Origin of the sequence: Pseudomonas parasichuanensis (genome assembly GCF_021601385.1) — a bacterium.
GTDB classification, from domain to species: domain Bacteria; phylum Pseudomonadota; class Gammaproteobacteria; order Pseudomonadales; family Pseudomonadaceae; genus Aquipseudomonas; species Aquipseudomonas parasichuanensis.
The window spans coordinates 150112-172293 of sequence record NZ_BQHO01000007.1; the positions used below are offsets into that span (position 1 = coordinate 150112).

The 22182-nt window shown below is 62.9% G+C and carries 18 protein-coding genes; 3 read left to right on the forward strand and 15 right to left on the reverse strand.

All coding sequences use genetic code 11. The features are described from left to right. Nucleotides 1-30 precede the first annotated feature (30 nt). Nucleotides 31-2655, reverse strand: a complete 2625-nt coding sequence (gene alaS / locus L6D77_RS08410; protein WP_232882781.1) for an alanine--tRNA ligase — start codon at nt 2653-2655, stop codon at nt 31-33. Between the two features lie 236 nt (nt 2656-2891). Between alaS and L6D77_RS08415 the strand changes: the two genes are divergently transcribed. Next, nucleotides 2892-4112 carry a M91 family zinc metallopeptidase gene (locus tag L6D77_RS08415; RefSeq protein WP_232882780.1) on the forward strand — a complete coding sequence of 407 codons (1221 nt, stop codon included), beginning with the start codon at nt 2892-2894 and terminating at the stop codon, nt 4110-4112. A gap of 6 nt (nt 4113-4118) precedes the next feature. On the opposite strand, the gene astE is transcribed toward L6D77_RS08415, so the two are convergent. The 13 genes from astE to acs form a co-directional block, all read right to left on the reverse strand. Then, nucleotides 4119-5126, reverse strand: a complete 1008-nt coding sequence (gene astE, locus L6D77_RS08420; RefSeq protein ID WP_232882779.1) for a succinylglutamate desuccinylase — start codon at nt 5124-5126, stop codon at nt 4119-4121. A gap of 10 nt (nt 5127-5136) precedes the next feature. Next, the gene (locus L6D77_RS08425) at nt 5137-5427 is read right to left on the reverse strand and encodes a topoisomerase II (protein ID WP_110991912.1); all 291 of its coding nucleotides are present in this window, start codon (nt 5425-5427) and stop codon (nt 5137-5139) included. A 15-nt stretch (nt 5428-5442) separates the two neighbouring features. Beyond that, on the reverse strand, nt 5443-6792 hold the full coding sequence (gene astB / locus L6D77_RS08430) for an N-succinylarginine dihydrolase (RefSeq protein WP_232882778.1): 1350 nt from the start codon (nt 6790-6792) through the stop codon (nt 5443-5445). 23 nt (nt 6793-6815) lie between these two features. Continuing rightward, nucleotides 6816-8279 (reverse strand): succinylglutamate-semialdehyde dehydrogenase, encoded by a 1464-nt coding sequence (astD, locus tag L6D77_RS08435; protein WP_232882777.1) that lies wholly within the window; start codon nt 8277-8279, stop codon nt 6816-6818. Further along, nucleotides 8280-9308: an arginine N-succinyltransferase gene (astA, locus tag L6D77_RS08440; RefSeq protein ID WP_232882776.1), complete on the reverse strand. Its 1029-nt coding sequence runs from the start codon at nt 9306-9308 to the stop codon at nt 8280-8282. Between the two features lie 55 nt (nt 9309-9363). Further along, nucleotides 9364-10383 (reverse strand): arginine/ornithine succinyltransferase subunit alpha, encoded by a 1020-nt coding sequence (gene aruF, locus L6D77_RS08445; protein WP_110991916.1) that lies wholly within the window; start codon nt 10381-10383, stop codon nt 9364-9366. A gap of 149 nt (nt 10384-10532) precedes the next feature. Beyond that, the gene (locus L6D77_RS08450) at nt 10533-11753 is read right to left on the reverse strand and encodes an aspartate aminotransferase family protein (RefSeq protein WP_232882775.1); all 1221 of its coding nucleotides are present in this window, start codon (nt 11751-11753) and stop codon (nt 10533-10535) included. Nucleotides 11754-12080: 327 nt separating this feature from the next. After that, on the reverse strand, nt 12081-13073 hold the full coding sequence (gene argR, locus L6D77_RS08455; RefSeq protein WP_232882774.1) for a transcriptional regulator ArgR: 993 nt from the start codon (nt 13071-13073) through the stop codon (nt 12081-12083). 102 nt (nt 13074-13175) lie between these two features. Beyond that, the gene (locus L6D77_RS08460; protein WP_232882773.1) at nt 13176-13940 is read right to left on the reverse strand and encodes an ABC transporter ATP-binding protein; all 765 of its coding nucleotides are present in this window, start codon (nt 13938-13940) and stop codon (nt 13176-13178) included. Between the two features lie 22 nt (nt 13941-13962). Beyond that, the gene (locus L6D77_RS08465; protein WP_110991920.1) at nt 13963-14661 is read right to left on the reverse strand and encodes an ABC transporter permease; all 699 of its coding nucleotides are present in this window, start codon (nt 14659-14661) and stop codon (nt 13963-13965) included. Then, a complete protein-coding gene (locus tag L6D77_RS08470) occupies nt 14658-15347 on the reverse strand; it encodes an ABC transporter permease (RefSeq protein WP_110991921.1) in 690 nt (229 codons plus the stop codon). The genes L6D77_RS08465 and L6D77_RS08470 overlap by 4 nt, the downstream gene beginning before the upstream one ends. Nucleotides 15348-15438: 91 nt before the next feature. Then, complete coding sequence (locus L6D77_RS08475; RefSeq protein WP_232882772.1) at nt 15439-16224, reverse strand: ABC transporter substrate-binding protein; 786 nt, start codon at nt 16222-16224, stop codon at nt 15439-15441. A 569-nt stretch (nt 16225-16793) separates the two neighbouring features. Next, on the reverse strand, nt 16794-18755 hold the full coding sequence (acs, locus tag L6D77_RS08480; RefSeq protein ID WP_110991923.1) for an acetate--CoA ligase: 1962 nt from the start codon (nt 18753-18755) through the stop codon (nt 16794-16796). Between the two features lie 409 nt (nt 18756-19164). Here acs and L6D77_RS08485 point away from each other — a divergent pair, with 409 nt between their 5' ends. Continuing rightward, entirely contained in the window at nt 19165-19419 is a 255-nt protein-coding gene (locus L6D77_RS08485) for a DUF2790 domain-containing protein (protein ID WP_232882771.1), read from the forward strand. A gap of 122 nt (nt 19420-19541) precedes the next feature. On the opposite strand, the gene L6D77_RS08490 is transcribed toward L6D77_RS08485, so the two are convergent. Further along, nucleotides 19542-21101: a sigma-54-dependent transcriptional regulator gene (locus L6D77_RS08490; protein WP_232882770.1), complete on the reverse strand. Its 1560-nt coding sequence runs from the start codon at nt 21099-21101 to the stop codon at nt 19542-19544. A 256-nt stretch (nt 21102-21357) separates the two neighbouring features. Here L6D77_RS08490 and phhA point away from each other — a divergent pair, with 256 nt between their 5' ends. After that, on the forward strand, nt 21358-22146 hold the full coding sequence (gene phhA, locus L6D77_RS08495; RefSeq protein ID WP_232882769.1) for a phenylalanine 4-monooxygenase: 789 nt from the start codon (nt 21358-21360) through the stop codon (nt 22144-22146). Nucleotides 22147-22182 lie beyond the last annotated feature (36 nt).

The following is a 22182-nucleotide window of genomic DNA, read 5'->3' on the forward strand; positions in this document are numbered from 1 at the left end:
GCCGCCGACTAGACCGGCGGCCGCCTCATCTCAAAGTCCCTGCTCGGCGAACGGCACAGCCAGGGCCAAGGCATTGTCCAGCGCGGCGACGTCGACGCCACCACCCTGGGCCATGTCCGGGCGACCACCGCCCTTGCCACCCACCGCCGCAGCGGCTTGCTTCATCAGATCGCCAGCCTTGAGTTGGCCGGAGAGGTCCTTGGTCACGCCAGCCACCAGCACGACCTTGCCCTCATGCTCGCTGCCCAGCAGGATCACTGCATGGCCGAGCTTGTTCTTCAGCTGATCGACGAGCGCCAGCAAGGCCTTGCCATCCTGCCCATCCAGGCGGGCGGCGAGCACCTTGGCACCCTTGACCTCAACGGCCGCATTGGAGAGATCGTCCCCGGCGGCGCTGGCGGCCTTGGCCTGCAGCTGTTCAAGCTGCTTTTCCAGCTGACGGTTGCGCTCGAGCACAGCCGACAGCTTGTCGATCAGGTTGTCGCGGTTACCCTTGACCAGCTGCGCGGCTTCCTTGACCTGCTCTTCGGCAGCATTCAGGTAAGCCAGCGCGGCGGCACCGGTCACCGCTTCGATACGGCGCACGCCAGAGGCCACGCCGCCTTCGCTGATGATCTTGAACAGGCTGATATCGCCCGTGCGCTTGGCGTGGATGCCACCGCACAGTTCGACGGAGAAGTCACCGCCCATGCTCAGCACGCGCACGGTGTCGCCGTACTTCTCACCGAACAGCGCCATGGCGCCCTTGGCCTTGGCGGTCTCGATGTCGGTCAACTCGGTCTGCACCTCGGTGTTACGGCGCACTTCACGGTTGACGATCTCTTCCAGGGCCTTGATCTGCGCAGGCGTCACCGCCTCGAAGTGGCTGAAGTCGAAACGCAGGCGCTGGCTGTCGACCAGCGAGCCCTTCTGCTGTACGTGCTCGCCCAGTACCTGGCGCAGCGCTTCGTGCAGCAGGTGGGTGGCGGAGTGGTTCAGCGAGGTAGCGTGCTGCACGTCGGCATCGACACGCGCGTCGACGGCCGTGCCAACGCTCAGCGCACCACTGGCAACCACACCATGGTGCAGGAAGGCGCCACCGGTCTTGGTGGTGTCGCGCACATCGAAGCGCGCGGCGCCGGCCTGCAGGTAACCGCAGTCACCCACCTGGCCGCCCGACTCGGCGTAGAACGGGGTGCGATCCAGGATCACCACACCCTCTTCGCCTTCGCCCAGCTGCTCGACCGCCTGGCCATCCTTGTACAGAGCAATGACCTTGCCCTGCCCTTCGGTGGCATCGTAGCCGAGGAAGTCAGTGGCGGTATCGACCTTGACCAGGCTGTTGTAGTCCATGCCGAAGGCGCTGGCGGAGCGGGCACGCTCGCGCTGGGCTTCCATTTCACGCTCGAAGCCGGCCTCGTCGATGGTCAGCTCGCGCTCGCGGGCGATGTCGGCGGTCAGGTCCATGGGGAAGCCGTAGGTGTCATACAGCTTGAACACCACGTCACCCGGGACGACCTTGCCCTGCAGCTGGGCCAGGTCCTGCTCGAGGATACGCAGGCCCTGCTCGAGGGTCTTGGCGAACTGCTCTTCTTCGGTCTTGAGCACGCGCTCGATGTGCGCCTGCTGGCTTTTCAGCTCAGGGAAGGCTTCGCCCATCTCGGTGACCAGCGCGGCAACGATCTTGTGGAAGAAGCTGCCGGTGGCACCCAGCTTGTTGCCGTGGCGGCAGGCGCGACGGATGATGCGGCGCAGCACATAGCCACGGCCTTCGTTCGAAGGCAGCACACCGTCGGCGATCAGGAAGCCGCAGGAACGGATATGGTCAGCGACCACTTTCAGCGAAGGCTGCTCGTCGTTGCTGCAACCGATAGCCTTGGCGGCGGCGGCCAGCAGGCTCTGGAACAGGTCGATCTGGTAGTTCGAATGCACATGCTGCATCACCGCACTGATGCGCTCCAGGCCCATGCCGGTGTCCACCGATGGCGCTGGCAGCGGGTGCAGCACGCCATCGGCGGTGCGGTTGAACTGCATGAAGACGTTGTTCCAGATCTCGATGTAGCGGTCGCCGTCTTCTTCCGGCGAGCCGGGTGGGCCGCCCCAGATGTCGGCGCCGTGGTCGTAGAAGATCTCGGTGCACGGGCCGCACGGGCCGGTGTCGCCCATGGTCCAGAAGTTGTCGGAGGCGTACGGGGCGCCCTTGTTGTCACCGATGCGCACCATGCGCTCGGCGGGCACGCCGACTTCCTTGGTCCAGATGTCGTAGGCTTCGTCGTCGCTGGCGTAGACGGTGACCCACAGCTTCTCCTTCGGCAGGTTGAGCCACTTGTCCGAAGTCAGGAAGGTCCAGGCGAAGGTGATCGCATCGCGCTTGAAATAGTCGCCGAAGCTGAAGTTGCCCAGCATTTCGAAGAAGGTGTGGTGACGGGCGGTATAGCCGACGTTTTCCAGGTCGTTGTGCTTGCCGCCGGCGCGTACGCACTTCTGGCTGCTCACCGCGCGGGTGTAGGCGCGCTTTTCCTGGCCGAGGAAGCAGTCCTTGAACTGGTTCATGCCGGCGTTGGTGAACAGCAGGGTCGGGTCATTGCCCGGGATCAGCGAGCTGGAGGCGACGCGGGTGTGGCCCTGCTCTTCGAAGAAGCGAAGGAAGGCTTCACGGATTTCTGCGCTTTTCATAGGTTCTTCCACGGAAACGGCCGGCCCCTTTGGGCAAACTCGTCAAATCGACGAAACGACGGCAAAGGGCGCCATTATATCCAGCCTGAACGGCGGATGCAGTGTGTTTATAAGATAGAAACGGTCAATCGAAGGTGAAATGACCTTCATTTAGCCGGTCATATCCGCAGGCTATACAGTTCACCGCGCCGGAACAACCACACCGGCTTGCATTATGTACTGCCCGGTGCACCGGCATGGCTCCGAAGATCGCCCCCTTCATTCCCGGCAATACGGAGCAACACATGTCCATCAATCAGCCCGCCACACCCTTGCAGCGCGTCAGCACCGGCCCGTCCCCCAAAAACCTCAACGACGACCATGCACTGCCGTTTCAGGACCAGAACCTCCATCTGCAAGCCCTGCCCGGCAAGCTTCTGGCCAGATCGCAACGCCAGCGTATCGACCTGTATGCCCGGCGCGACAAGGACGGCGCCCATCTGCAGACCGAAGACCGTAGCTACTTCATCGCCCTGAACGACGGTGACGTCCTGCACATCATCACCAACGGCGGCGACGACAAGGTCGAAATCAATACGGAACAAGAGCGGCTGGTCATCATTGAAACTGGTGAAGGCAATGATGCAGTGATAGGCCATGCCAGCATGGGTGCCAATATCCTGGTCAACACAGCTCAAGGTGACGATCTGATCGAACTGGACGGAGAAGGGCTCGCAACGCTCTATGCAGGCGACGGCAATGACCGCATCACGACCGCGATGCGGCGCGCGACAGTCTTCACCGGAACAGGAGACGATCATGTCCGCTGCCATGGCGAGTCGGTCGTGGATGCGACCAACGGCGTGAATCGGGTGGAAAGAACGCCTCACCGCGACCATGTCTATGCCAACGACCAGACCCAACTGATTGCCAACAACTTTGATCGCGTGCAAGCCAGCGGCCCAGGCCCGCACCCCGGGTTTCGCTCGATCACCATCAACGGAACGCCCGAATATCAGGACCTGGTGCGCAACAACCTCGCGCTGCTACTCGCCACCTCGTCGGGCCGGGCGATGTTGCAAGGCCTGGACGCCAGCAATGCGCGGATAGTTATTGAGGACACCCCCGAACTGGACAACGGTCATTTCGATTTCGATCGTTCGCAGGGCGACCCCAGCATCAGAGGCTCGCAGCCCGGAGACAGGGTATTGGCAGGCAAGATCGGCTTCAATCCCCTGGCCCAAAGGCCCAATACGCCGGCAGTGATAATCCTGTACCACGAGCTGTGCCACGCCTGGAATCACGTCAATGGCACAGTCATGCCAGAGCATGAGAATCAGGTCACCGGCCTGTGGGCCGCGAGCACCTTCGATTTTGACGGTGATCCACACACCCCGGCCAACAACACCAACCCCGACCCATTCAACGAGAATGCGCTGCGCCGCGAGCTTGGGCTGCCGCGACGCAACATCTATTGAGAGGCGTCAGGACAAGCGTTGGCCACTGTCCGGCACGATCAGAATCCCCGCCCTGAGGCCATTCTTGACCTTGGGGTTGGGGAAGATGATCCGCGCCCCCTCCTCCTCCACCACCCAGCGCGTTTCGGCCAGGTCCTCGGCCAGCAAGTAGCCTTTGCTCAACTCGGAGAAGTTCTCGATATCCGCCGGCAGGTGCAGGTGGAAGCTGTCACTGTGCTTGATGATCTCGCGGGCGACGCTGAACAGTTTCAGGCCGTCGAGCGAGTCGCCGGTCTCAGGCTCGGTACCTTCGATGATCTGGATGAGGCGCTCTTCGAGCTTGTCGAGATTGACGCCTTCGTTCTGCCCGAATGGCCGCGCCTTGCCCAGTTCGAGGGTGAAGGCCTCGGCCTCCAGCTGCTCATAGGTGAAGGCACTGAAGGTAATCGAAGATTTGCTCTGCAGCAGCACCGCTTCCATGCCCGCCGCAGCCAGGCGAGCCAGCTCGCGCCGAGAATGGGTGCGACCTTCCTTATAGGGATACAAGGCGAACTGCTCGATCTTGGAACCGCGGATCGCGGTATGCAGGTCGTAATGCAGGCGGGTGCGCCCAGGTTTGCTGAAGAACACGCGGGCAAACTGCTCAAGCTCTGCTGCACGCAAAGCTTCGAAGCCACTGGAAAGCTCATGACGGCCATTGAACAGGCGGTTTATATCCTGCTCGATGAAACGCTCGCCCTTGCGGATCGCCGCCGGGTTGCCGAACAGGAACAGCACCCGCGCACGGGGCTTGATCTTGTTGTTGGCCACGCCATGCAGCAGCCGCTCAAGCAATTCGATCGGTGCGGTCTCGTTGCCATGAACCCCCGCCGACAACAGCAGATCCAGCCCGCTGTCCTCGCCTTCAGGCGGGCGCACCTCCAGTGCGCCCTCCCCCAGCCAGCGCAAACGCGCGCCCTTGGGTGTCACTTGGGTCTTCTCGGCCGGTTCGTGGCCGGTCAGGGTCAGCTCAAGCAGTTTGCCGAGGGCGAGCATAGGCACTTCCTTAGTGGTGGTGGCCGCAGTCCGGGCCATGGACGTGATCGTCGTCATCACCGACTTCTGCCGGTTCCATTTCCAGTTGCAGGCTGACCAGGTTGGTGGCCATCGGACGCAGCAGCAGGTTGGCGTACTCGGTATCGTTTTCGTCGACATCGACACCGATCAGCAGCTGGCCGCGACCATCCTGCTGGATCCACACTTCCTTGCCTTGCCAGACCACGGCAAAGCGCGTGCAGGAGGTTTCCAGCTGGGTGCCGTCTTCATCTTCCAGGATCAGGCGCAGGGCGTCGGACATTGCAAATTCTCTCTATCAAGGTTGGCGTTGGAACGGATACACCGAGCCCAGCTTCATGATCTGGGTCAGCTCATCCAGTGCCGTGCGACATTCGATCAGCAGTTGCGGGTCGGCCAGGTCCGCCTCGCCGAGGCGATCGCGGTAGTGCTTGTCGACCCACTGCACCAAGGTGTCGTACAGCGAGGCGGTCATGATAACGCCTGGATTGACCGCCGCCAGTTCCGATTCTTTCAAGGCCACACGCAAACGCAGGCAAGCCGGGCCACCGCCGTTTTGCATGCTCTGCTTGAGGTCGAACACCTTGACCTCCTTCACCGGGCCGCCCTGGCTGGTCAGCTGGCCCAGGTAAGCCCAGACGCGTTCGTTGTTGCGGCACTCTTCCGGCACCACCAGCAGCATGGAGCCGTCTGCACGGCTGAGCAGCTGGCTGTTGAACAGGTAGGAACGCACTGCGTCCTCCACCGTCACTGCCGAGCGCGGCACGCAGATACCCTGGAACTGGCCACCCTTGCCGGCCAGTTTAGCCTGCAGCTGGCCGAGCACCGCGTCGGTCTCGAGGAAGGCGTCCTCGTGGTAGAACAGCACCTCGCCGTTGCCCACCGAGATCACATCGTTGTGGAACACACCCTGATCGATCACTGCCGGGTTCTGTTGAGCGTAGACCACGCCATCGTCGCGCAGGCCGTGCAGCCGGGCGACCGCCTGCGAGGCTTCCAGGGTCTGGCGTGCCGGGTACTTCTGCGGCGCCGGGTAGCGGCTGTCGAAGGCGCTGCGGCCATAGACGAAGAACTCGACGCCGGCATCGCCGTAATCGCGGCAGAACCGCGTGTGGTTGGCCGCGCCTTCGTCACCGAACTGCGCCACCGCCGGCAGTGCGGCATGGTGCGCGAAGTGCTTGTCGTCATTGAACATGGCCCCCAGCACACGGCTGGTGGTCGGATGTTCGATACTGCGGTGGTACTTGCAGTTGAGGTTGGCGGCAGTGAAGTGCACGCGGCCGTCGGCGGTGTCGGCGCTGGGGCTGACCGTGGCGGCGTTGGCCACCCACATGCTCGAGGCCGAGCAACTGGCAACCAGCAACGGCATGGCTTCTTTGGCCGCGCGCTGGATCACCTCGGCGTCGCTGCCGGTGAAGCCCAGGCTGCGCAGGGCAGCCACATCCGGGCGCTCCTGCGGCGCCAGTACGCCCTGCTGGAAGCCCATTTCCATCAACGCCTTCATCTTGGCCAGGCCCTGACGCGCCGCTTCGCGCGGGTTGGAGCCCTGCTGGCTGTTGCTTTGCGAGGCCACGTTGCCGTAGGACAGGCCACCGTAGTTGTGGGTCGGCCCCACCAGGCCATCAAAATTCACTTCGTAGGATTTCATCGGCAAGGCTCCGAGACCTGTTGTTATAGGGTGACGCCCGGCGTCAGGGTCGCCGGCAGTGCAAGGCTCGCGGTCTCCAGCGAAGCCACGGGGTAGGCGCAGTAATCGGCCGCGTAGTAGGCGCTGGCGCGGTGGTTGCCGCTGGCACCGACACCACCGAACGGCGCGCTGCTGGCGGCACCGGTCAGCTGCTTGTTCCAGTTGACGATGCCGGCGCGGCTGCGCAGCCAGAAGTGCTGGTAACGGGCATTGGAGTCCGACAGCAACCCGGCGGCCAGGCCGTACTGGGTGTTGTTGGCTTCTTCGATGGCAGCATCGAAGTCGGCGTAGCGGATCACCTGCAGCAGTGGGCCGAAGAACTCTTCGTCCGGGCGACCGGTCACGGCGGTGACATCGATGATGCCCGGGGTCAGCAAGGCCGCATTGGCCTGTGGCTGGGTCATCTCCAGCAGCGCCACGCCTCCCTTGCCCAGCAGATCGGCCTGGGCTGCGACCAGCGCGCGTGCGGCCTGCAGCGAAATCACCGAGCCCATGAAGGGGGCTGGCTGCTGATCGAAGGCGCCGACACTGATGCTGCGGCTGACTTCGACCAGGCGGGCGAGCAGTTGGTCGCCCCAGGCGCCCTGGGGCACCAGCAGACGGCGGGCGCAGGTGCAGCGCTGGCCGGCAGAAATGAACGCCGACTGGATGATGGTGTAGACCGCGGCGTCCAGGTCCTTGACCTCGTCCACCACCAGCGGGTTGTTGCCGCCCATCTCCAGGGCCAGGATCTTGTCCGGGCGCCCGGCGAACTGCTGGTGCAACAGGTTGCCGGTGCGGCTGGAGCCGGTGAAGAACAGGCCATCGATGCCCAGGTTGGCAGCCAGCGCCACGCCGGTTTCACGGGCGCCCTGCACCAGGTTGAGCACACCGGCAGGCAGCCCGGCTTCGATCCAGCACTGCACCGTCAACTCGGCAACTTTGGGGGTCAGCTCACTCGGTTTGAAGACCACGCAGTTGCCCGCCAGCAATGCCGGGACAATGTGGCCGTTGGGCAGGTGGCCGGGGAAGTTGTAGGGGCCGAACACCGCCACCACACCATGGGGCTTGTGGCGCAGCACGGCTGTGGCGTCGGCCAGCGGGCCGCTCTTTTCGCCGGTACGTTCGCGGTAGCTCTGCACCGAGATCGCCACCTTGTTGACCATGCTGGTGACTTCAGTGGCCGACTCCCACAAGGGCTTGCCGGTTTCTTCACCAATGCAGCGCGCCAGCTCGTCGGCACGTGCCTTGAGCTTTTCGGCGAACGCCTCGAGCACAGCGATACGCGCGTCCAGGCTCAGTTGCGCCCAGTTCGGGAACGCTTGGCGCGCCGCTTGGACCGCCGCCTCAACTTGAGCGGCATCGGCGCCTTGCCCGGCCCAGACCACCGCCTGGGTGACGGGGTTGAGCGACTGCAAGGCTTCGCCCTGGCCAGCCAGCCATTTGCCTGCAATGTAATGCGTGGTCATTTACTGAACCTCCCGGCCGGCGGACAGCGGCACCGCGCGCACATTGTCGCCGGCGCCCAGGCGCAGGCGCTTGGCGGTCAGCGGATCGACCACCAGGGTGCCTGCGGCAAGGCGCGCCGGCGCGGCAGTGATGCGGCAGTCTTCGCGCTTGCGGTTGTGAATGATGTAAGGGGTGGCGTCGTCACCTGGGGTGCCGACCGCCAGCACCAGGGTTTCGCTTTCGCGCACCGCACGGATCTTCGAGGTTTCGCACTCGATGGCCGGGCCTGCGTCGAAGATGTCGACGTACCCCTGGTAGTTGAAGCCTTCGCGCTTGAGCATGGCCAGCGCCGGCTCGGTGTCGGTGTGCACGCGACCGACCACATCACGGGCAGCCTGCGACAGGAAGCAGGTGTACAACGGGAACTTGGGCATCAGCTCGGCGATGAACGACTTGTTGCCCACCCCGGTGAGGTAGTCGGCCTGGCTGAACTCCATCTTGAAGAAGTGCCGGCCCAGGCTCTCCCAGAACGGCGAGCGGCCTGCTTCATCGGACATGCCGCGCATCTCGGCAATGATCTTGCTGCCGAACAACTCGGGGAATTCAGCGATGAACAGCATGCGCGCCTTGGACAGCAGGCGGCCATTGAGGCCACTGCGATAGTCGCTGCGCAGGAACAACGAGCACAGCTCGGAGTTGCCGGTCAGGTCGTTGGCCAGGAACAGCGTGGGGATCTCACGGTAGATGCCCAGCTCCTGAGAGGCGCTGACGGTCAGCCCCACCCGGTAGTTGTACCAGGGCTCACGCAAGCCGACGGCACCGGCGATGGCACTGATGCCGACCACCAGGCCTTCGTCGTTCTCCAGCACGAACAGGTAGTCGGTGTCGCCGCGCTCGGCCTCGCCACGGAAGGTCTTCTCGGCCCAGCCGACCCGCTGGCCGAGGCGTTCCTCGTTGGCCGGAAGCGTGGTCAGCCCGGTGGTGCCGGTGCTGCGGGCCAATTCGATCAGCGCGGGTAAATCGCTGCTGCGTACAGGACGAACGATCATGCTATCTCCTTGTGCGGCGGTCTGTGCCTGCCGCGAAACTCTCTGTTCCGGCTTATCAGACCGCTACCAGCCGTACACTGGCACCCTCGCCGACGCCCAGGGCATCAGCGGCTTCGCTGTTCAGGCTGACCGGTTTGCCCGGCACCCAGTCCAGCTCAAGCAGCACCGCGCGGTAATCCTGCAACTGGCCGTTGCACACCAGGTACGGGCGGCCGCCCTTGACCGGCGCTTCGTCGAGTTTGACCGGCACCACACGGCTCTGGGCGATCGAACGGATACCCGAAGCACGGGCATGCAGGGTCGGGCCGCCGTCGAAGATGTCGATGTAGTGCTCGGTCTCGAAGCCCTCACGCATGAGGATGTCGAAGGTGATCTGCGCACGCGGGTGCACCTGGCCCATCGCTTCCTGGGCCTCATCGTGGAGCAGCGGCACATAGATCGGGTAGTGCGGCATCAGCTCGGCAAGGAAGGTACGGCTCTTCAGGCCGCACAAGCGCTCGGCGTCGGCGTAGTTGAGGTCGAAGAAGTTGCGCCCGATGGCATCCCAGAACGGCGACTCGCCCTGCTCGTCGCTGTAGCCGACGATTTCGGTCACCACCGACTCGGCGAAACGCTCCGGGTGCGCGGCCATGAACAGCAGGCGGCCACGGGAGTTGAGCTCGGCGAAGGCGCTGTTCACCAGCTCCGGCAGCACATAGAAACTGGTCAGCAGGCTGTTGCCGGTGAGGTCGTGGCACAGCGACAGGACGTGGATCTTGTTGTGGATTTTCAGCTCGCGCGAAGCGTGCACGAAGGTCTCGTTGCGAAAGCTGTAGAACGGCTCGGAGTAGCCGGCCGACGCGACGATGGCCGAGCAGCCGACCAGCTTGCCGGTGGCGCTGTCTTCGAGCACGAAGAAGTAGCTCTCTTCGCCATTGAAGCTCACTTCAGCGGCGAAAGAGGTTTCCGAGGCGGCGATCTTGTCGCCCAGGCGGCCGGCGTCGTCCGGCAGCGAGGTGACACCAATGGGGCTGTCGGCAGCCATGCGCTGCACTTCGTTCAGATCAGCCATTTGCGCGGGGCGCATCACCAGCATGGTGTCACTCCTTTCGGGAAAGCGCGCCGATCAATCGGCACGGGAAAACAGCGGGCACGCGCCACTACCTGCAAGCAGGTGCCCGCATTGAAATTCAGGATTCGCCCGCCCTGATCGTGCTCAGGACGGGCGACGGGACTACCGGGCGATCAGCCCTGGGTCAGTTTGGCTACCGCACGCTCGAAGCGATCCAGGCCTTCGTCGATGTCGGCATCCTCGACCACCAGGCTCGGGGCGAAACGCACCACGTCAGGGCCTGCCTGCAGCACCATCAAGCCTTCCTTCTCGGCAGCGTTGAGGATGTCCTTGGCCTTGCCTTTCCAGGCATCGCTGAGCACGCAGCCAAGCAACAGGCCGACGCCACGCACCTGGGTGAACAGGCCGGTTTGCTGGCCAATTTTCTCCAGGCGGGTCTTGAAGCGCTCGTGCTTGGCCTTGATGCCAGCCAGTGTCTCCGGGGTGTTGACCACATCCAGCACGGCACAGGCAACGGCGCAGCCCAGCGGGTTGCCACCGTAGGTGGTGCCGTGGGTGCCGACAGCCAGGTGCTTGGCAATCTCGCTGGTGGTCAGCATGGCGCCGATCGGGAAGCCGCCGCCCAGGCTCTTGGCGCTGGTGAGGATGTCCGGGGTGACGCCGTAGTGCTGGTAGGCATACAGCGAGCCGGTACGGCCGACGCCGGTCTGCACTTCATCGAAGATCAGCAGGGCGTTGTGCTCTTCGCACAGCTTGCGCGCGCCTTCCAGGTACGCCTTGTCGGCCGGCACCACACCGCTCTCGCCCTGGATCGGCTCGATCACCACGGCGCAGGTCTTGTCGGAAATCTGTGCCTTCAGCGCTTCCAGGTCGTTGTAGGCCACGTGGCTGATGCCGGTGATCTTCGGGCCGAAGCCGTCGGAGTACTTGGGCTGGCCACCGACGCTGACGGTGAACAGGGTGCGGCCGTGGAAGCTGTTAACCGTGGCGATGATTTCGTGCTTGTCCGGGCCGAAACGGTCATGGGCGACGCGACGGGCCAGCTTGAAGGCGGCCTCGTTGGCTTCGGCGCCGGAGTTGCAGAAGAACGCACGGTCGGCAAAGGTCGCGTCCACCAGCTTGTGTGCCAGGCGCAGGGCCGGCTCGTTGGTGAATACGTTGGAGACGTGCCAGAGGGTGTTGGCCTGCTCGGTCAGCGCCTTGACCAGCGCCGGGTGGCAGTGGCCCAGGGCGTTGACGGCGATACCGCCAGCGAAGTCGATCAGTTCGCGACCCGACTGGTCCCACACTCGGGAGCCCTCGCCTCGCACAGGAATGAAGGCCGCCGGAGAATAGTTGGGGACCATGACCTGGTCGAAATCGGCACGTTGCACCGGGGCTTGCTCAACGGACATCTGAGTCTCCTGAAGAGGAACGCTGGCCTGGAAGTGGCGAGCGATGGGGGGATTGTAAGGACTGATCGGCGCCTGTCCTTGCTGCCAGGCGACAACTTGTTACAGCGCAAAACCCTGTTTTCAGCAGGTTTTCGGCAATGCGACAAACAGTGTCGCAATCGCGCAGTGTAACGGCAGAGGGAGGATGGGTGAACGGGTGTTCACGGGTTATGTAGAGGGGATGCCAGGTGTAGGGCGCGGTTACTGCGTAGCGGCGCAAATCGAGCGCCGCCCGCGCGGCGCTCGATCTCTGCCCCAGCACCAAACTCAAGGCATGCACCTCGAGCCCTAAACCGCCCCTGAGCCCTTTTCCACTGGCGCCGAACTGAGCTCGAACGGGCTGCTGCTGCGCCGCTGGTTGCGGTCTTCACGCGGCGTTGCACCAAAGAAGTTGCGGTACGCACTGGAAAAATGCGGCCCGGAAGAGAACCCGCACGACAAACCGATCTGGATGATCGACTTGCTGGTCTGCATCAGCATCTGCCGCGCCTTGTTCAGGCGCAGCTCCAGGTAATACTGGCTGGGCACCCGGTTGAGGTATTGCTTGAAGATCCGCTCCAACTGCCGGCGGGACACGCACACATGCTGGGCGATCTCGTCGGTGGTCAGCGGCTCTTCGATATTGGCCTCCATCAGCAGCACCGCCTGGGTGAGCTTCGGATGGCTGGAACCCAGACGGTTCTGCAGCGGGATACGCTGGCGCTCCCCCCCCTCACGAATACGCTCGACCACCAGCTCTTCGGAGACTGCACCGGCCAGCTCGGCGCCGTGGTCACGCGCCAGCACCGCCAGCAGCAGGTCGGTCACCGCCATGCCGCCACAAGCGGTCAGGCGGTCCCGATCCCAGTCGAACAGGTGGCTGGTGGCGATCACCTTGGGGAACCGCTCGGCGAAGTCGTCCTGCCAGCGCCAGTGCACCGCGGCGCGGTAACCATCGAGCAACCCCATCGCTGCCAACGGATACACACCGGCGGACAAGCCACCGACCATGCAGCCACTGCGTGCCAGTTGCTTGAGTGCGGCCGACAGCGCCGAACTGATCGCCGCCGGCGGCTCGTCGGCCAGCAGGAACAACTTCTGGCAACCCTCCAGGCGGCCGTTCCAGGCCTCGCCCGGCAAACGCCAGGCGCCCTCCTGCCCGGCCTCGGCCTGCAAGTAGACCAGCTCGTAGACCACCTCCGGATGCACCCGCTGGGCCACCTGCAACACCTCGTCGGCCAACGCCAGGGTCAGCGGCTTGGTGCTGGGCCAGATGAGAAATCCGATTCGCTGGGTGGTCATAGGGCGTGGTCCGAAACCTGGAAGAGAGGGTTCGCGCGCGTGGCGCCAGGGCACGCCGCGCGCACTGCGCAGCATGCCCCATTATGGTGCAAAGTGCAGCCTTTACTTCAGGCTGCCGGAGAGGAACTGCTTGAGTCGCTCGGACTGCGGATTGGCCAGCACTTCACGCGGGCAGCCGCGCTCTTCCACCAGGCCTTTGTGCAGGAACACCAGCTGGTTGGAGACTTCACGGGCAAAGCCCATCTCGTGAGTGACCACCACCATGGTGCGGCCTTCCTGGGCCAACGACTGCATCACCTTGAGCACATCGCCCACCAGCTCAGGGTCCAGCGCCGACGTAGGTTCGTCGAACAGCATTACCTCGGGCTCCATGGCCAGGGCGCGGGCGATGGCCACACGCTGCTGTTCACCGCCGGACATGTGCCCGGGGAACGCGTCCTTGCGGTGGGCGACGCCGACCTTGTTCAGGTAGTGCTCGGCCTTTTCCAACGCCTCTTTCTTGTTGACGCCCAGCACGTGCACCGGCGCCTCGATGATGTTCTCCAGCGCGGTCATGTGCGACCACAGGTTGAAGTGCTGGAACACCATCGACAGGCGCGAACGCATGCGCTGCAGCTGTTTCGGGTCGGCGGCCTTGAGCGCGCCGTCCTTGCCGGCCACAAGCTTAAGCTCTTCATTGTTGAGCAGGATGCGCCCGGCATGCGGCTGCTCGAGCATGTTGATGCAACGCAGGAAGGTCGATTTGCCCGAGCCACTGGAGCCGATGATGCTGATCACGTCGCCTGCCTTGGCTTCGAGGGAGATGCCCTTGAGCACCTCGTGGCTGCCGTAGCGCTTGTGCAGGTCTTGGATTTGAAGTTTGTACATGCTGTCGGTTCTCACAGAGCGGTCAGTGCTTGCGCGGCGCCAGGTAGCCGAGCCAACGGCGTTCGGCCATCTTGAACAGGCGCACCAGGATGAAGGTCAGGCACAGGTAGAACACGCCCGCCGTGATGTAGGCCTCGAAAGGCAGGTAGTACTGGGCATTGACCGTGCGCGCGGCACCGGTGATGTCGATCAGGGTGACGATCGACGCCAGGCTGGTGGTCTGCAGCATCATGATCACTTCGTTGCTGTACTGCGGCAACGCCCGGCGCAGGGCCGACGGCAGCAGGATGCGACGGTACATCTTGAAGCGCGACATGCCGATCGCCTTGGCGGCCTCGATCTCGCCATGTGGCGTGGCCTTGAGGCTGCCGGCGATGATCTCGGCGGTGTAGGCGCTGGTGTTGATGGCAAACGCCAGGCAGGCACAGAAGGTCGCGCTGGACAGCCACGGCCACAGGAAGCTTTCGCGCACCGCCTCGAACTGGGCCAGGCCGTAGTAGATCAGGAACAACTGCACCAGCATCGGCGTGCCGCGAATGACGTAGGTGTACAGCCAGGCGGTCATGTTCACCACCGGTTGCTTCGACACCCGCATCAAGCCCAGCGGGATGGCCGCCAGCAGGCCGAACAGCAGCGACAGTGCCAGCAGCTTCAGCGTGGTCAGCAGGCCACCCAGGTACAGCGGCATGGCTTCCCAGATGACGTTGTAGTCAAAGATCATAGTTCAACCACCTTGACGCCAACCGAGTAGCGCTTCTCGAGATACTTCAACGCCAGCAGCGAGACACTGGTCAAGACCAGGTACAACGCCGCCACCGCCAGGAAGAAGGTGAAAGGTTCGCGGGTGGCATCGGCCGCCTGCTTGGCCTTGAACATCATGTCCTGCAGGCCGACCACCGAAATCAGCGCGGTCGCCTTGGTCAGCACCAGCCAATTGTTGGTGAAGCCCGGGATCGCCAGGCGGATCATCTGCGGCACCATGATGCGGAAGAACACCTGCAGGTTGCTCATGCCGTACGCCGCACCCGCCTCGGCCTGCCCCTTGGGGATGCCCAGGAAGGCGCCACGGAAGGTCTCCGACAGGTAGGCCCCGAAGATGAAGCCCAGGGTACCGATACCGGCCACCAGCGGGTTCAGGTCGATGTAGTCGTCATAGCCCAGCAGCGGTGCCAGCCGGTTGAGCAGGTCCTGGCCGCCGTAGAAGATCAGCAGGATCAACACCAGGTCAGGGATGCCACGGATCACCGTGGAGTACAGGTCACCCAGCCAGGCCAACCAGCGCACCGGCGACAAGCGCAGCGCCACACCGATCAGGCCGAGGACGATGGCCAGGGCCATCGACGAGAGGGCGAGCTGCAGCGTCAGCCACGCCCCATCGAGGATGACTGCCCCATAGCCTTTCAACATGATTGCAATTCCTCAGGGCTTGGGAATGAAAAATGGTGCAAACCTCAGAGATTCTGCTGTTTGCACCATTGCACAGGTGAAACCCGACGTCTTACTGAGCGTCAGGGCCGTAGATGTCGAAGTTGAAATACTTCTTCTCGATCTCTTTGTACTTGCCGTTGGCGCGGATCGCGTCGATGGCCTTGTTGATGCGCTCGCGGTTGGCGTCGTCACCCTTGCGCACGGCGATGCCGATGCCGTCACCGAAGTACTTCGCGTCGGTGAACGCCGGGCCAACGAAGCTGAAACCCTTGCCGGCGTCGGTTTTCAGGAAACCGTCTTCGAGCAGGGTGGCATCAGCCACGGTGCCGTCGAGGCGGCCAGCCGCCACGTCCAGGTAGATTTCGTTCTGCGTGCCGTAAGGCACGACGGTGGCGCCTTTCGGGGCCAGGACTTCCTTGGCGAAGCGGTCGTGGATCGAGCCACGCTGCACACCGATCTTCTTGCCCTTGAGCTCACCCAGGCTCTCGCTGATGGCGGTACCTTCCTTCATCACCAGGCGTGCCGGGGTGAGGTAGTAGCGCTTGGTGAAGTCAACCGACTTCTTGCGATCGTCAGTGATCGACATGGACGACAGGATGGCGTCGATCTTGCGCACTTTGAGTGCCGGGATCAGGCCATCGAATTCCTGCTCGACCCAGGTGCACTTGGCTTTCATCTCTTCGCACAGGGCGTTGCCGATGTCGTAGTCGAAGCCGGCGATGCTGCCGTCGGGTTGCTTGAAGGCGAAGGGTGGGTAGGCGGCTTCGATACCGATCTTCAACGGCTTCTCATCGGCCTGCGATACCAGGGAAAACACGGAAAGCGCCAGGGCGCCAAGCAGTGCAAGCTTCTTCATCAGGTAACTCCATCGGTACGGGGCAATACAAGGCAGGTGTAACGGCTGCCCGATATGCGAATGGGTACAACGCGAGCCGCGCAGGTTTCGACCAAGGTCGCAGACCACGAGCGAGTGAGTGGCATTTTAGCGACAGCCCGGTAGTCGATATTTCTTCAAAGCGACAACTAGTTACAGAAGCGCTTGAAACCACGGCGGGCGATATTGACAGCTCTCGCTGAATATGCAAGAGCAAAAGAGAAATAACCTATATCCAAAGCAATAAGCGCGCCTATTATTGGCAAACCCTTGTATTCCGGCAAGTGCAGCGTGCCACGGTGCATGAAATGGCTGGAAATTCGCACCGCGATAGCCCGCGAATGTTTCCGCAAGCCTCATTTGTGTGCGAAATCACCTACAGACACGGTTACCGATGAATGTCGGGTAACAGTCCATTCAGTAAAGCAAAAACCCCGCCGGTTGCCCGGCGGGGTTCTGCTGCATCTCGCAAATCAAGCAACTGTCTTGCGCAGCTTTTTCTGCAGGAGCGGCCTTGTGCCGCGAAAGGGCCGCAAAGCGGCCCCTTGCCATCAGGCCGAAGCCAGGCTCATCGCCTTGTGGGTATCGATCAGGTGCTGCACCACCCCCGGGTCGGCCAGGGTGGAGATATCACCCAGCGCGTCGTACTCGGCCGTGGCGATCTTGCGCAGGATGCGGCGCATGATCTTGCCCGAGCGGGTTTTCGGCAGCCCCGGCGCCCACTGGATCACGTCCGGCGAAGCGATCGGGCCGATCTCCTTGCGCACCCAGTTCTTCAGCTCCAGGCGCAGTTGCTCGCTCGATTCCTCGCCGGCATTGAGGGTGACATAGACATAGATGCCCTGCCCCTTGATGTCATGCGGCACACCCACCACCGCGGCCTCGGCCACTTTCGGGTGGGCAACCATGGCGCTTTCGATCTCGGCGGTACCCATGCGGTGGCCGGACACGTTCAGCACGTCATCCACACGGCCGGTGATCCAGTAGTAGCCGTCCTCGTCGCGGCGGGCGCCGTCACCGGTGAAGTACATGCCACGGAAGGTCTTGAAATAGGTGTCGACGAAGCGGTCGTGATCACCATAAAGCGAGCGCGACTGGCCCGGCCACGAATCGAGGATCACCAGATTGCCTTCGGCGGCGCCGTCGATCAGGTTGCCCAGGTTGTCAACCAGGGCCGGCACCACACCGAAGAATGGGCGGGTCGCCGAACCCGGCTTGAGCGCGGTAGCCCCCGGCAGCGGGCTGATCAGCACACCACCGGTCTCGGTCTGCCACCAGGTGTCGACGATCGGGCAACGCTGCTTGCCGACGGTCTTGTAGTACCAGTTCCAGGCTTCCGGGTTGATCGGCTCGCCCACCGAGCCCAGCAGGCGCAGGCTGGAGCCGTCGGCACCGGCCACGGCGGCTTCGCCCTCGGCCATCATGGCGCGGATCGCGGTCGGCGCGGTGTAGAGGATATTGACCTTGTGCTTGTCGACGATCTTCGACACGCGGGTGATGTCCGGGTAGTTCGGCACACCTTCGAACAGCAGCGTGGTGGCGCCGTTGGCCAGCGGGCCGTAGACGATATAGCTGTGGCCAGTGACCCAGCCCACGTCGGCGGTGCACCAGTACACCTCGCCCGGGCGGTAGTCGAACACCCGCTCATGGGTCAGCGCGGCATACACCAGGTAGCCGCCGGTGGTGTGCAACACGCCCTTCGGCTTGCCGGTGGAGCCAGAGGTATAAAGGATGAACAGTGCCTCTTCGGCCCCCATCTCTTTCGGCGCACAGTGGCTGGAGGCAACCTTCATCAGGTCCTCGTACCAGATGTCACGGTGCTGGTGCCAGGCGATGTCGCCACCGGTGCGCTTGCACACGATGATCTTCTGCACACTGCTGGTTTCCGGGTTGGTCAGGGCCAGGTCGACGTTACCCTTGAGCGGGGTACGACGGCCGCCGCGCACACCTTCGTCGGCAGTGATCACCACCTTCGACTTGCAGTCGATGATGCGCCCGGCCAGGGCCTCCGGCGAGAAGCCGCCGAACACCACCGAGTGGATCGCGCCAATGCGGGCACAGGCCAGCATGGCCACCACGGCCTCGGGGATCATCGGCATATAGATGGTGACCACGTCACCACGGTGCACATCCTGGCCACGCAGGGCGTTGGCGAACTTGCAGACCTGCTCGTGGAGCTCGCGATAGGTGATGTTGCGGTGCTCGGAAGGGTCGTCGCCCTCCCAGATGATCGCCAGCTGGTCGCCGCGCTCTTCGAGGTGGCGGTCCAGGCAGTTGGAGGAAACGTTCAGAGTGCCGTCGGCGAACCACTTGATATCGACATGGTGGTCGTCGAACGAGGTCTGCTTGACCTTGGTGAAGGGCTTGATCCAGTCCAGGCGCTGGGCCTGCTCGCGCCAGAAGCCGTCCGGGTTGATCACAGACTGCTGGTACATGGCCTTGTAGGTGGCCTCGTCGGTCAGGGTAGTGGCCGCAACCTCGGGACGAACGGGATACAGTGGAGCCGCACTCATCTGTGTTACCTCGGTGTAATAGTTGTTTTTGTATGGAACCGTTTGTAACTGTACCAGAGCGGCAAAAGCCATTCGACGTTGGTAGTAACGCAACCCGCCAAAGACCGGCCCATCCGGCTCGACCGCTCTAACTCATGGCACACAGCCATCCGCGAGAAAAACCGGAGCATTTTTCCAAGGGATTGTTACAGATTCTGTCAAAAGACTTTATCAAAACCCCCTCTGTTTCAGCCGCAGCCACCCTCCTAGAATTCAACTCGCCAGCAACGGCAACGCGATTAACTTCTGGTTACAGCCCCCACGAAGGCAAAGTTGATCCGCACCTCATCCTGATAGTTGAACAACCGTTGTACTCGCGGCGCCACAAGCGCCGCGTGCCCCCTCACGACCTTAGACAGGTAAATAGAAAATGAAAGCTTTACTGGTATTGGTACTTGGCAGTCTTTGCGGCGCGGCACTGGCCGGCGAGGCAAAAGATGCCGAGCAGATTCCGGTTGAACAGTACAGTTATTCGCAGCACCTGGACATCGCCCGCGTCCTTTCCATGAGCGAAGTGCCCAATGTCTGCGAAGTGGTGCCGGCCCGTATGACCTACGAGGACTCCCAGGGCCAGAAGCACATTCTCGAATACCGCGTGATGGGCAACGGCTGCTCCAACGGCTGACCCCGTGAATTGGGGCCCCTCCGGGGCCCTTTCGCGGCTAAAGCCGCGCCCACAGGGTCCGCACTATCCCTATGGCAGCGGCTTTAGCCGCGAAAAATATTGAAAGCCACAACTTATCGAAATTAATCCGCCGACTTGTTAAGTGAATAATCACGCAACTTGTTGGCAATCGTCGTATGTGAAACCCCCAGCCTTTTACCCAGCGCCCGACTACTTGAATATTCACTCAGCAAACTTTCAAGTACCGCCTTTTCAAAACGCCCGACAATCTGCGCAAGATCACCGTCCAGCGAAAACTCGCCCAACGGCTGACGCGCGCCATAATCCGGCAAGCGGATATGTTCGCTCTTCACCACCCCGCCCTCGCATAACGACACGGCCTGGAACAACACGTTTTCCAATTGCCGGACGTTGCCCGGCCAATGGTACTGACTGAGCTTGTCCATCGCTGCCGGCGCCAACCGCGGCATCGGGCAACCAATCTGCCGACTGGCCTGGTCGAGAAAGTGCTGCACCAACCCCTCCAGCCCATCCATGCACTCGCGCAGCGGCGGGATGTGCAACGACAGCACGTTGAGCCGGTGATACAAGTCCTGGCGGAACTCACCCCGGGCGCACAGCTCGGACAGGTCGACCTGGGTGGCACAGATCACCCGCACGTCCAGGTAAACCTCTTCATCGCTGCCCACCCGCCGGAAGCATCCGTCCTGCAGGAAGCGCAGCAGTTTCACCTGCAGGCGCGGGCTCATCTCCCCTACCCCGTCGAGGAACAGGGTGCCGCCTGCGGTCAGCTCCAGCAGCCCCAGCTTGCCCTCGGCACGCGCACCTTCGAACGCCCCGGGGCCGTAACCGAACAGCTCGGTTTCGGCCATCGATTCCGGCAGGCCGGCACAGTTGAGCGCCATCAACGGCGCCTGGCCACGCGGGCTGGCCAGATGGCAGGCGCGGGCCAGCAGCTCCTTGCCGGTGCCGGTCTCGCCCTCGATCAGCAGCGGCGCATCCAACGGCGCCATGCGCCGGGCCTCACGCACCACCGCAGCCATCACCCGCGAACTCTGGAAGATGCTGTCGAACCCGCGCAACTCCTGCTTGCGCACGTTGTAGATGCGTTCGCCAATACGGTCGGCGCGGTGCAGGGTCAATACCGCGCCGGCCAGCGCCTCGCTTTCGTCGTGCTCCGACTGCAGCGGCGCGATGTCGGCCAGGAACACGTCGCCCTTGACCTTGATGCGCAGGCCGTTGATTCGCGACTTGTTGGCGCGCACCAGCTCCGGCAGGTCGAAGTCCTCGACATAGCGTGACAGCGGCAGGCCCGGCACTTCATCGACCCGCACCCCAAGCAACTGGGCCGCACTGCGGTTGGCGGCCACGATACTGCCGCCCATGTCGATGGACAGCACCGGGAAGTCCAGCGCCCCGAGCAAGGCATTGAGCTCCATGTGCCGGCGCTCGCTGGGCATCAGCCCGACCCGCTTGACCCCGAACACCCCGGCGATCGCCTCGAACTTCGGCCGCAGCGCCTGGAACTGGATATTGATCAGGTTCGGGCAGTGCAGGTAGATGGCGTTGCCATGATCGCCCCCTACTTCGCCGCGCAGTACGTTGATGCCGTATTCCACCAGCAGGTTGAGAATGTCGCGCAGGATCCCGATGCGGTTCTGGCAGTGCACTTTGATACGCATGAAAGCTCTCGAAGCGGCCGAAGTTTTTCGTCGACACGCAGAAAAGTCGTAAAGATAAGCTGACAAATTCCACTTGAAGGCCAGCCCGATGCCCGTGATTTTCCGGGTTTACGGGCCTTTTGTAAAATTATCGTTACAAAACGGAAGGAGGTACAGGCCATCACACAGCCCGCACCCCCGTGCAAAGTGGCGAATGTAGGGATATTCCTATGGCATGTCCTGCACATAACAAGAAAGCCCTCACCAGGAGCGCCACATGAAACAGACGCACTACGTGGCCCGCGAGCCCGATGCGCAAGGTTTTATCGACTACCCGCAGCAAGAGCATGCGGTGTGGAACACCCTGATTACCCGCCAGCTGAAAGTCATCGAAGGCCGGGCCTGCCAGGAATACCTGGACGGCATCGAGCAGCTCAAGCTGCCCCATGACCGCATCCCGCAGCTGGGCGAAGTCAACAAGGTGCTCGGCGCCACCACCGGCTGGCAGGTTGCCCGCGTGCCGGCACTGATCCCCTTCCAGACCTTCTTCGAACTGCTGGCCAGCAAGCGCTTCCCGGTCGCCACCTTCATCCGCACCCCGGAAGAACTCGACTACCTGCAAGAGCCCGACATCTTCCACGAGATCTTCGGCCACTGCCCGCTGCTGACCAACCCCTGGTTCGCCGAATTCACCCACACCTACGGCAAGCTCGGCCTGGCAGCCACCAAGGAACAGCGCGTCTACCTGGCGCGGCTGTACTGGATGACCATCGAGTTCGGCCTGATGGAAACCCCGCAAGGTCGCAAGATCTACGGCGGCGGCATCCTCTCGTCGCCCAAAGAGACCGTCTACAGCCTGTCCGGCGAGCCCGAGCACCAGGCCTTCGACCCGATCGAAGCCATGCGCACGCCGTACCGCATCGACATCCTGCAGCCCCTGTACTTCGTCCTGCCGAACATGAAACGCCTGTTCGACCTGGCCCACGAAGACATCATGGCCATGGTCCACCAGGCCATGCAGCTGGGCCTGCACGCACCGAAGTTTCCACCCAAGGTCGCCGCCTGAGCCGCCTTCGTCGATAACAACTCAAAACGGAAAATA

Bases quoted from the DNA above. Each gene is read 5' to 3' on its own strand.
- alaS (WP_232882781.1), bottom strand. From the start codon at position 2,655: ATGAAAAGCGCAGAAATCCGTGAAGCCTTCCTTCGCTTCTTCGAAGAG.
- L6D77_RS08415 (WP_232882780.1), top strand. From the start codon at position 2,892: ATGGCTCCGAAGATCGCCCCCTTCATTCCCGGCAATACGGAGCAACAC.
- astE (WP_232882779.1), bottom strand. From the start codon at position 5,126: ATGCTCGCCCTCGGCAAACTGCTTGAGCTGACCCTGACCGGCCACGAA.
- L6D77_RS08425 (WP_110991912.1), bottom strand. From the start codon at position 5,427: ATGTCCGACGCCCTGCGCCTGATCCTGGAAGATGAAGACGGCACCCAG.
- astB (WP_232882778.1), bottom strand. From the start codon at position 6,792: ATGAAATCCTACGAAGTGAATTTTGATGGCCTGGTGGGGCCGACCCAC.
- astD (WP_232882777.1), bottom strand. From the start codon at position 8,279: ATGACCACGCATTACATTGCAGGCAAATGGCTGGCTGGCCAGGGCGAA.
- astA (WP_232882776.1), bottom strand. From the start codon at position 9,308: ATGATCGTTCGTCCTGTACGCAGCAGCGATTTACCCGCGCTGATCGAA.
- aruF (WP_110991916.1), bottom strand. From the start codon at position 10,383: ATGCTGGTGATGCGCCCCGCGCAAATGGCTGATCTGAACGAAGTGCAG.
- L6D77_RS08450 (WP_232882775.1), bottom strand. From the start codon at position 11,753: ATGTCCGTTGAGCAAGCCCCGGTGCAACGTGCCGATTTCGACCAGGTC.
- argR (WP_232882774.1), bottom strand. From the start codon at position 13,073: ATGACCACCCAGCGAATCGGATTTCTCATCTGGCCCAGCACCAAGCCG.
- L6D77_RS08460 (WP_232882773.1), bottom strand. From the start codon at position 13,940: ATGTACAAACTTCAAATCCAAGACCTGCACAAGCGCTACGGCAGCCAC.
- L6D77_RS08465 (WP_110991920.1), bottom strand. From the start codon at position 14,661: ATGATCTTTGACTACAACGTCATCTGGGAAGCCATGCCGCTGTACCTG.
- L6D77_RS08470 (WP_110991921.1), bottom strand. From the start codon at position 15,347: ATGTTGAAAGGCTATGGGGCAGTCATCCTCGATGGGGCGTGGCTGACG.
- L6D77_RS08475 (WP_232882772.1), bottom strand. From the start codon at position 16,224: ATGAAGAAGCTTGCACTGCTTGGCGCCCTGGCGCTTTCCGTGTTTTCC.
- acs (WP_110991923.1), bottom strand. From the start codon at position 18,755: ATGAGTGCGGCTCCACTGTATCCCGTTCGTCCCGAGGTTGCGGCCACT.
- L6D77_RS08485 (WP_232882771.1), top strand. From the start codon at position 19,165: ATGAAAGCTTTACTGGTATTGGTACTTGGCAGTCTTTGCGGCGCGGCA.
- L6D77_RS08490 (WP_232882770.1), bottom strand. From the start codon at position 21,101: ATGCGTATCAAAGTGCACTGCCAGAACCGCATCGGGATCCTGCGCGAC.
- phhA (WP_232882769.1), top strand. From the start codon at position 21,358: ATGAAACAGACGCACTACGTGGCCCGCGAGCCCGATGCGCAAGGTTTT.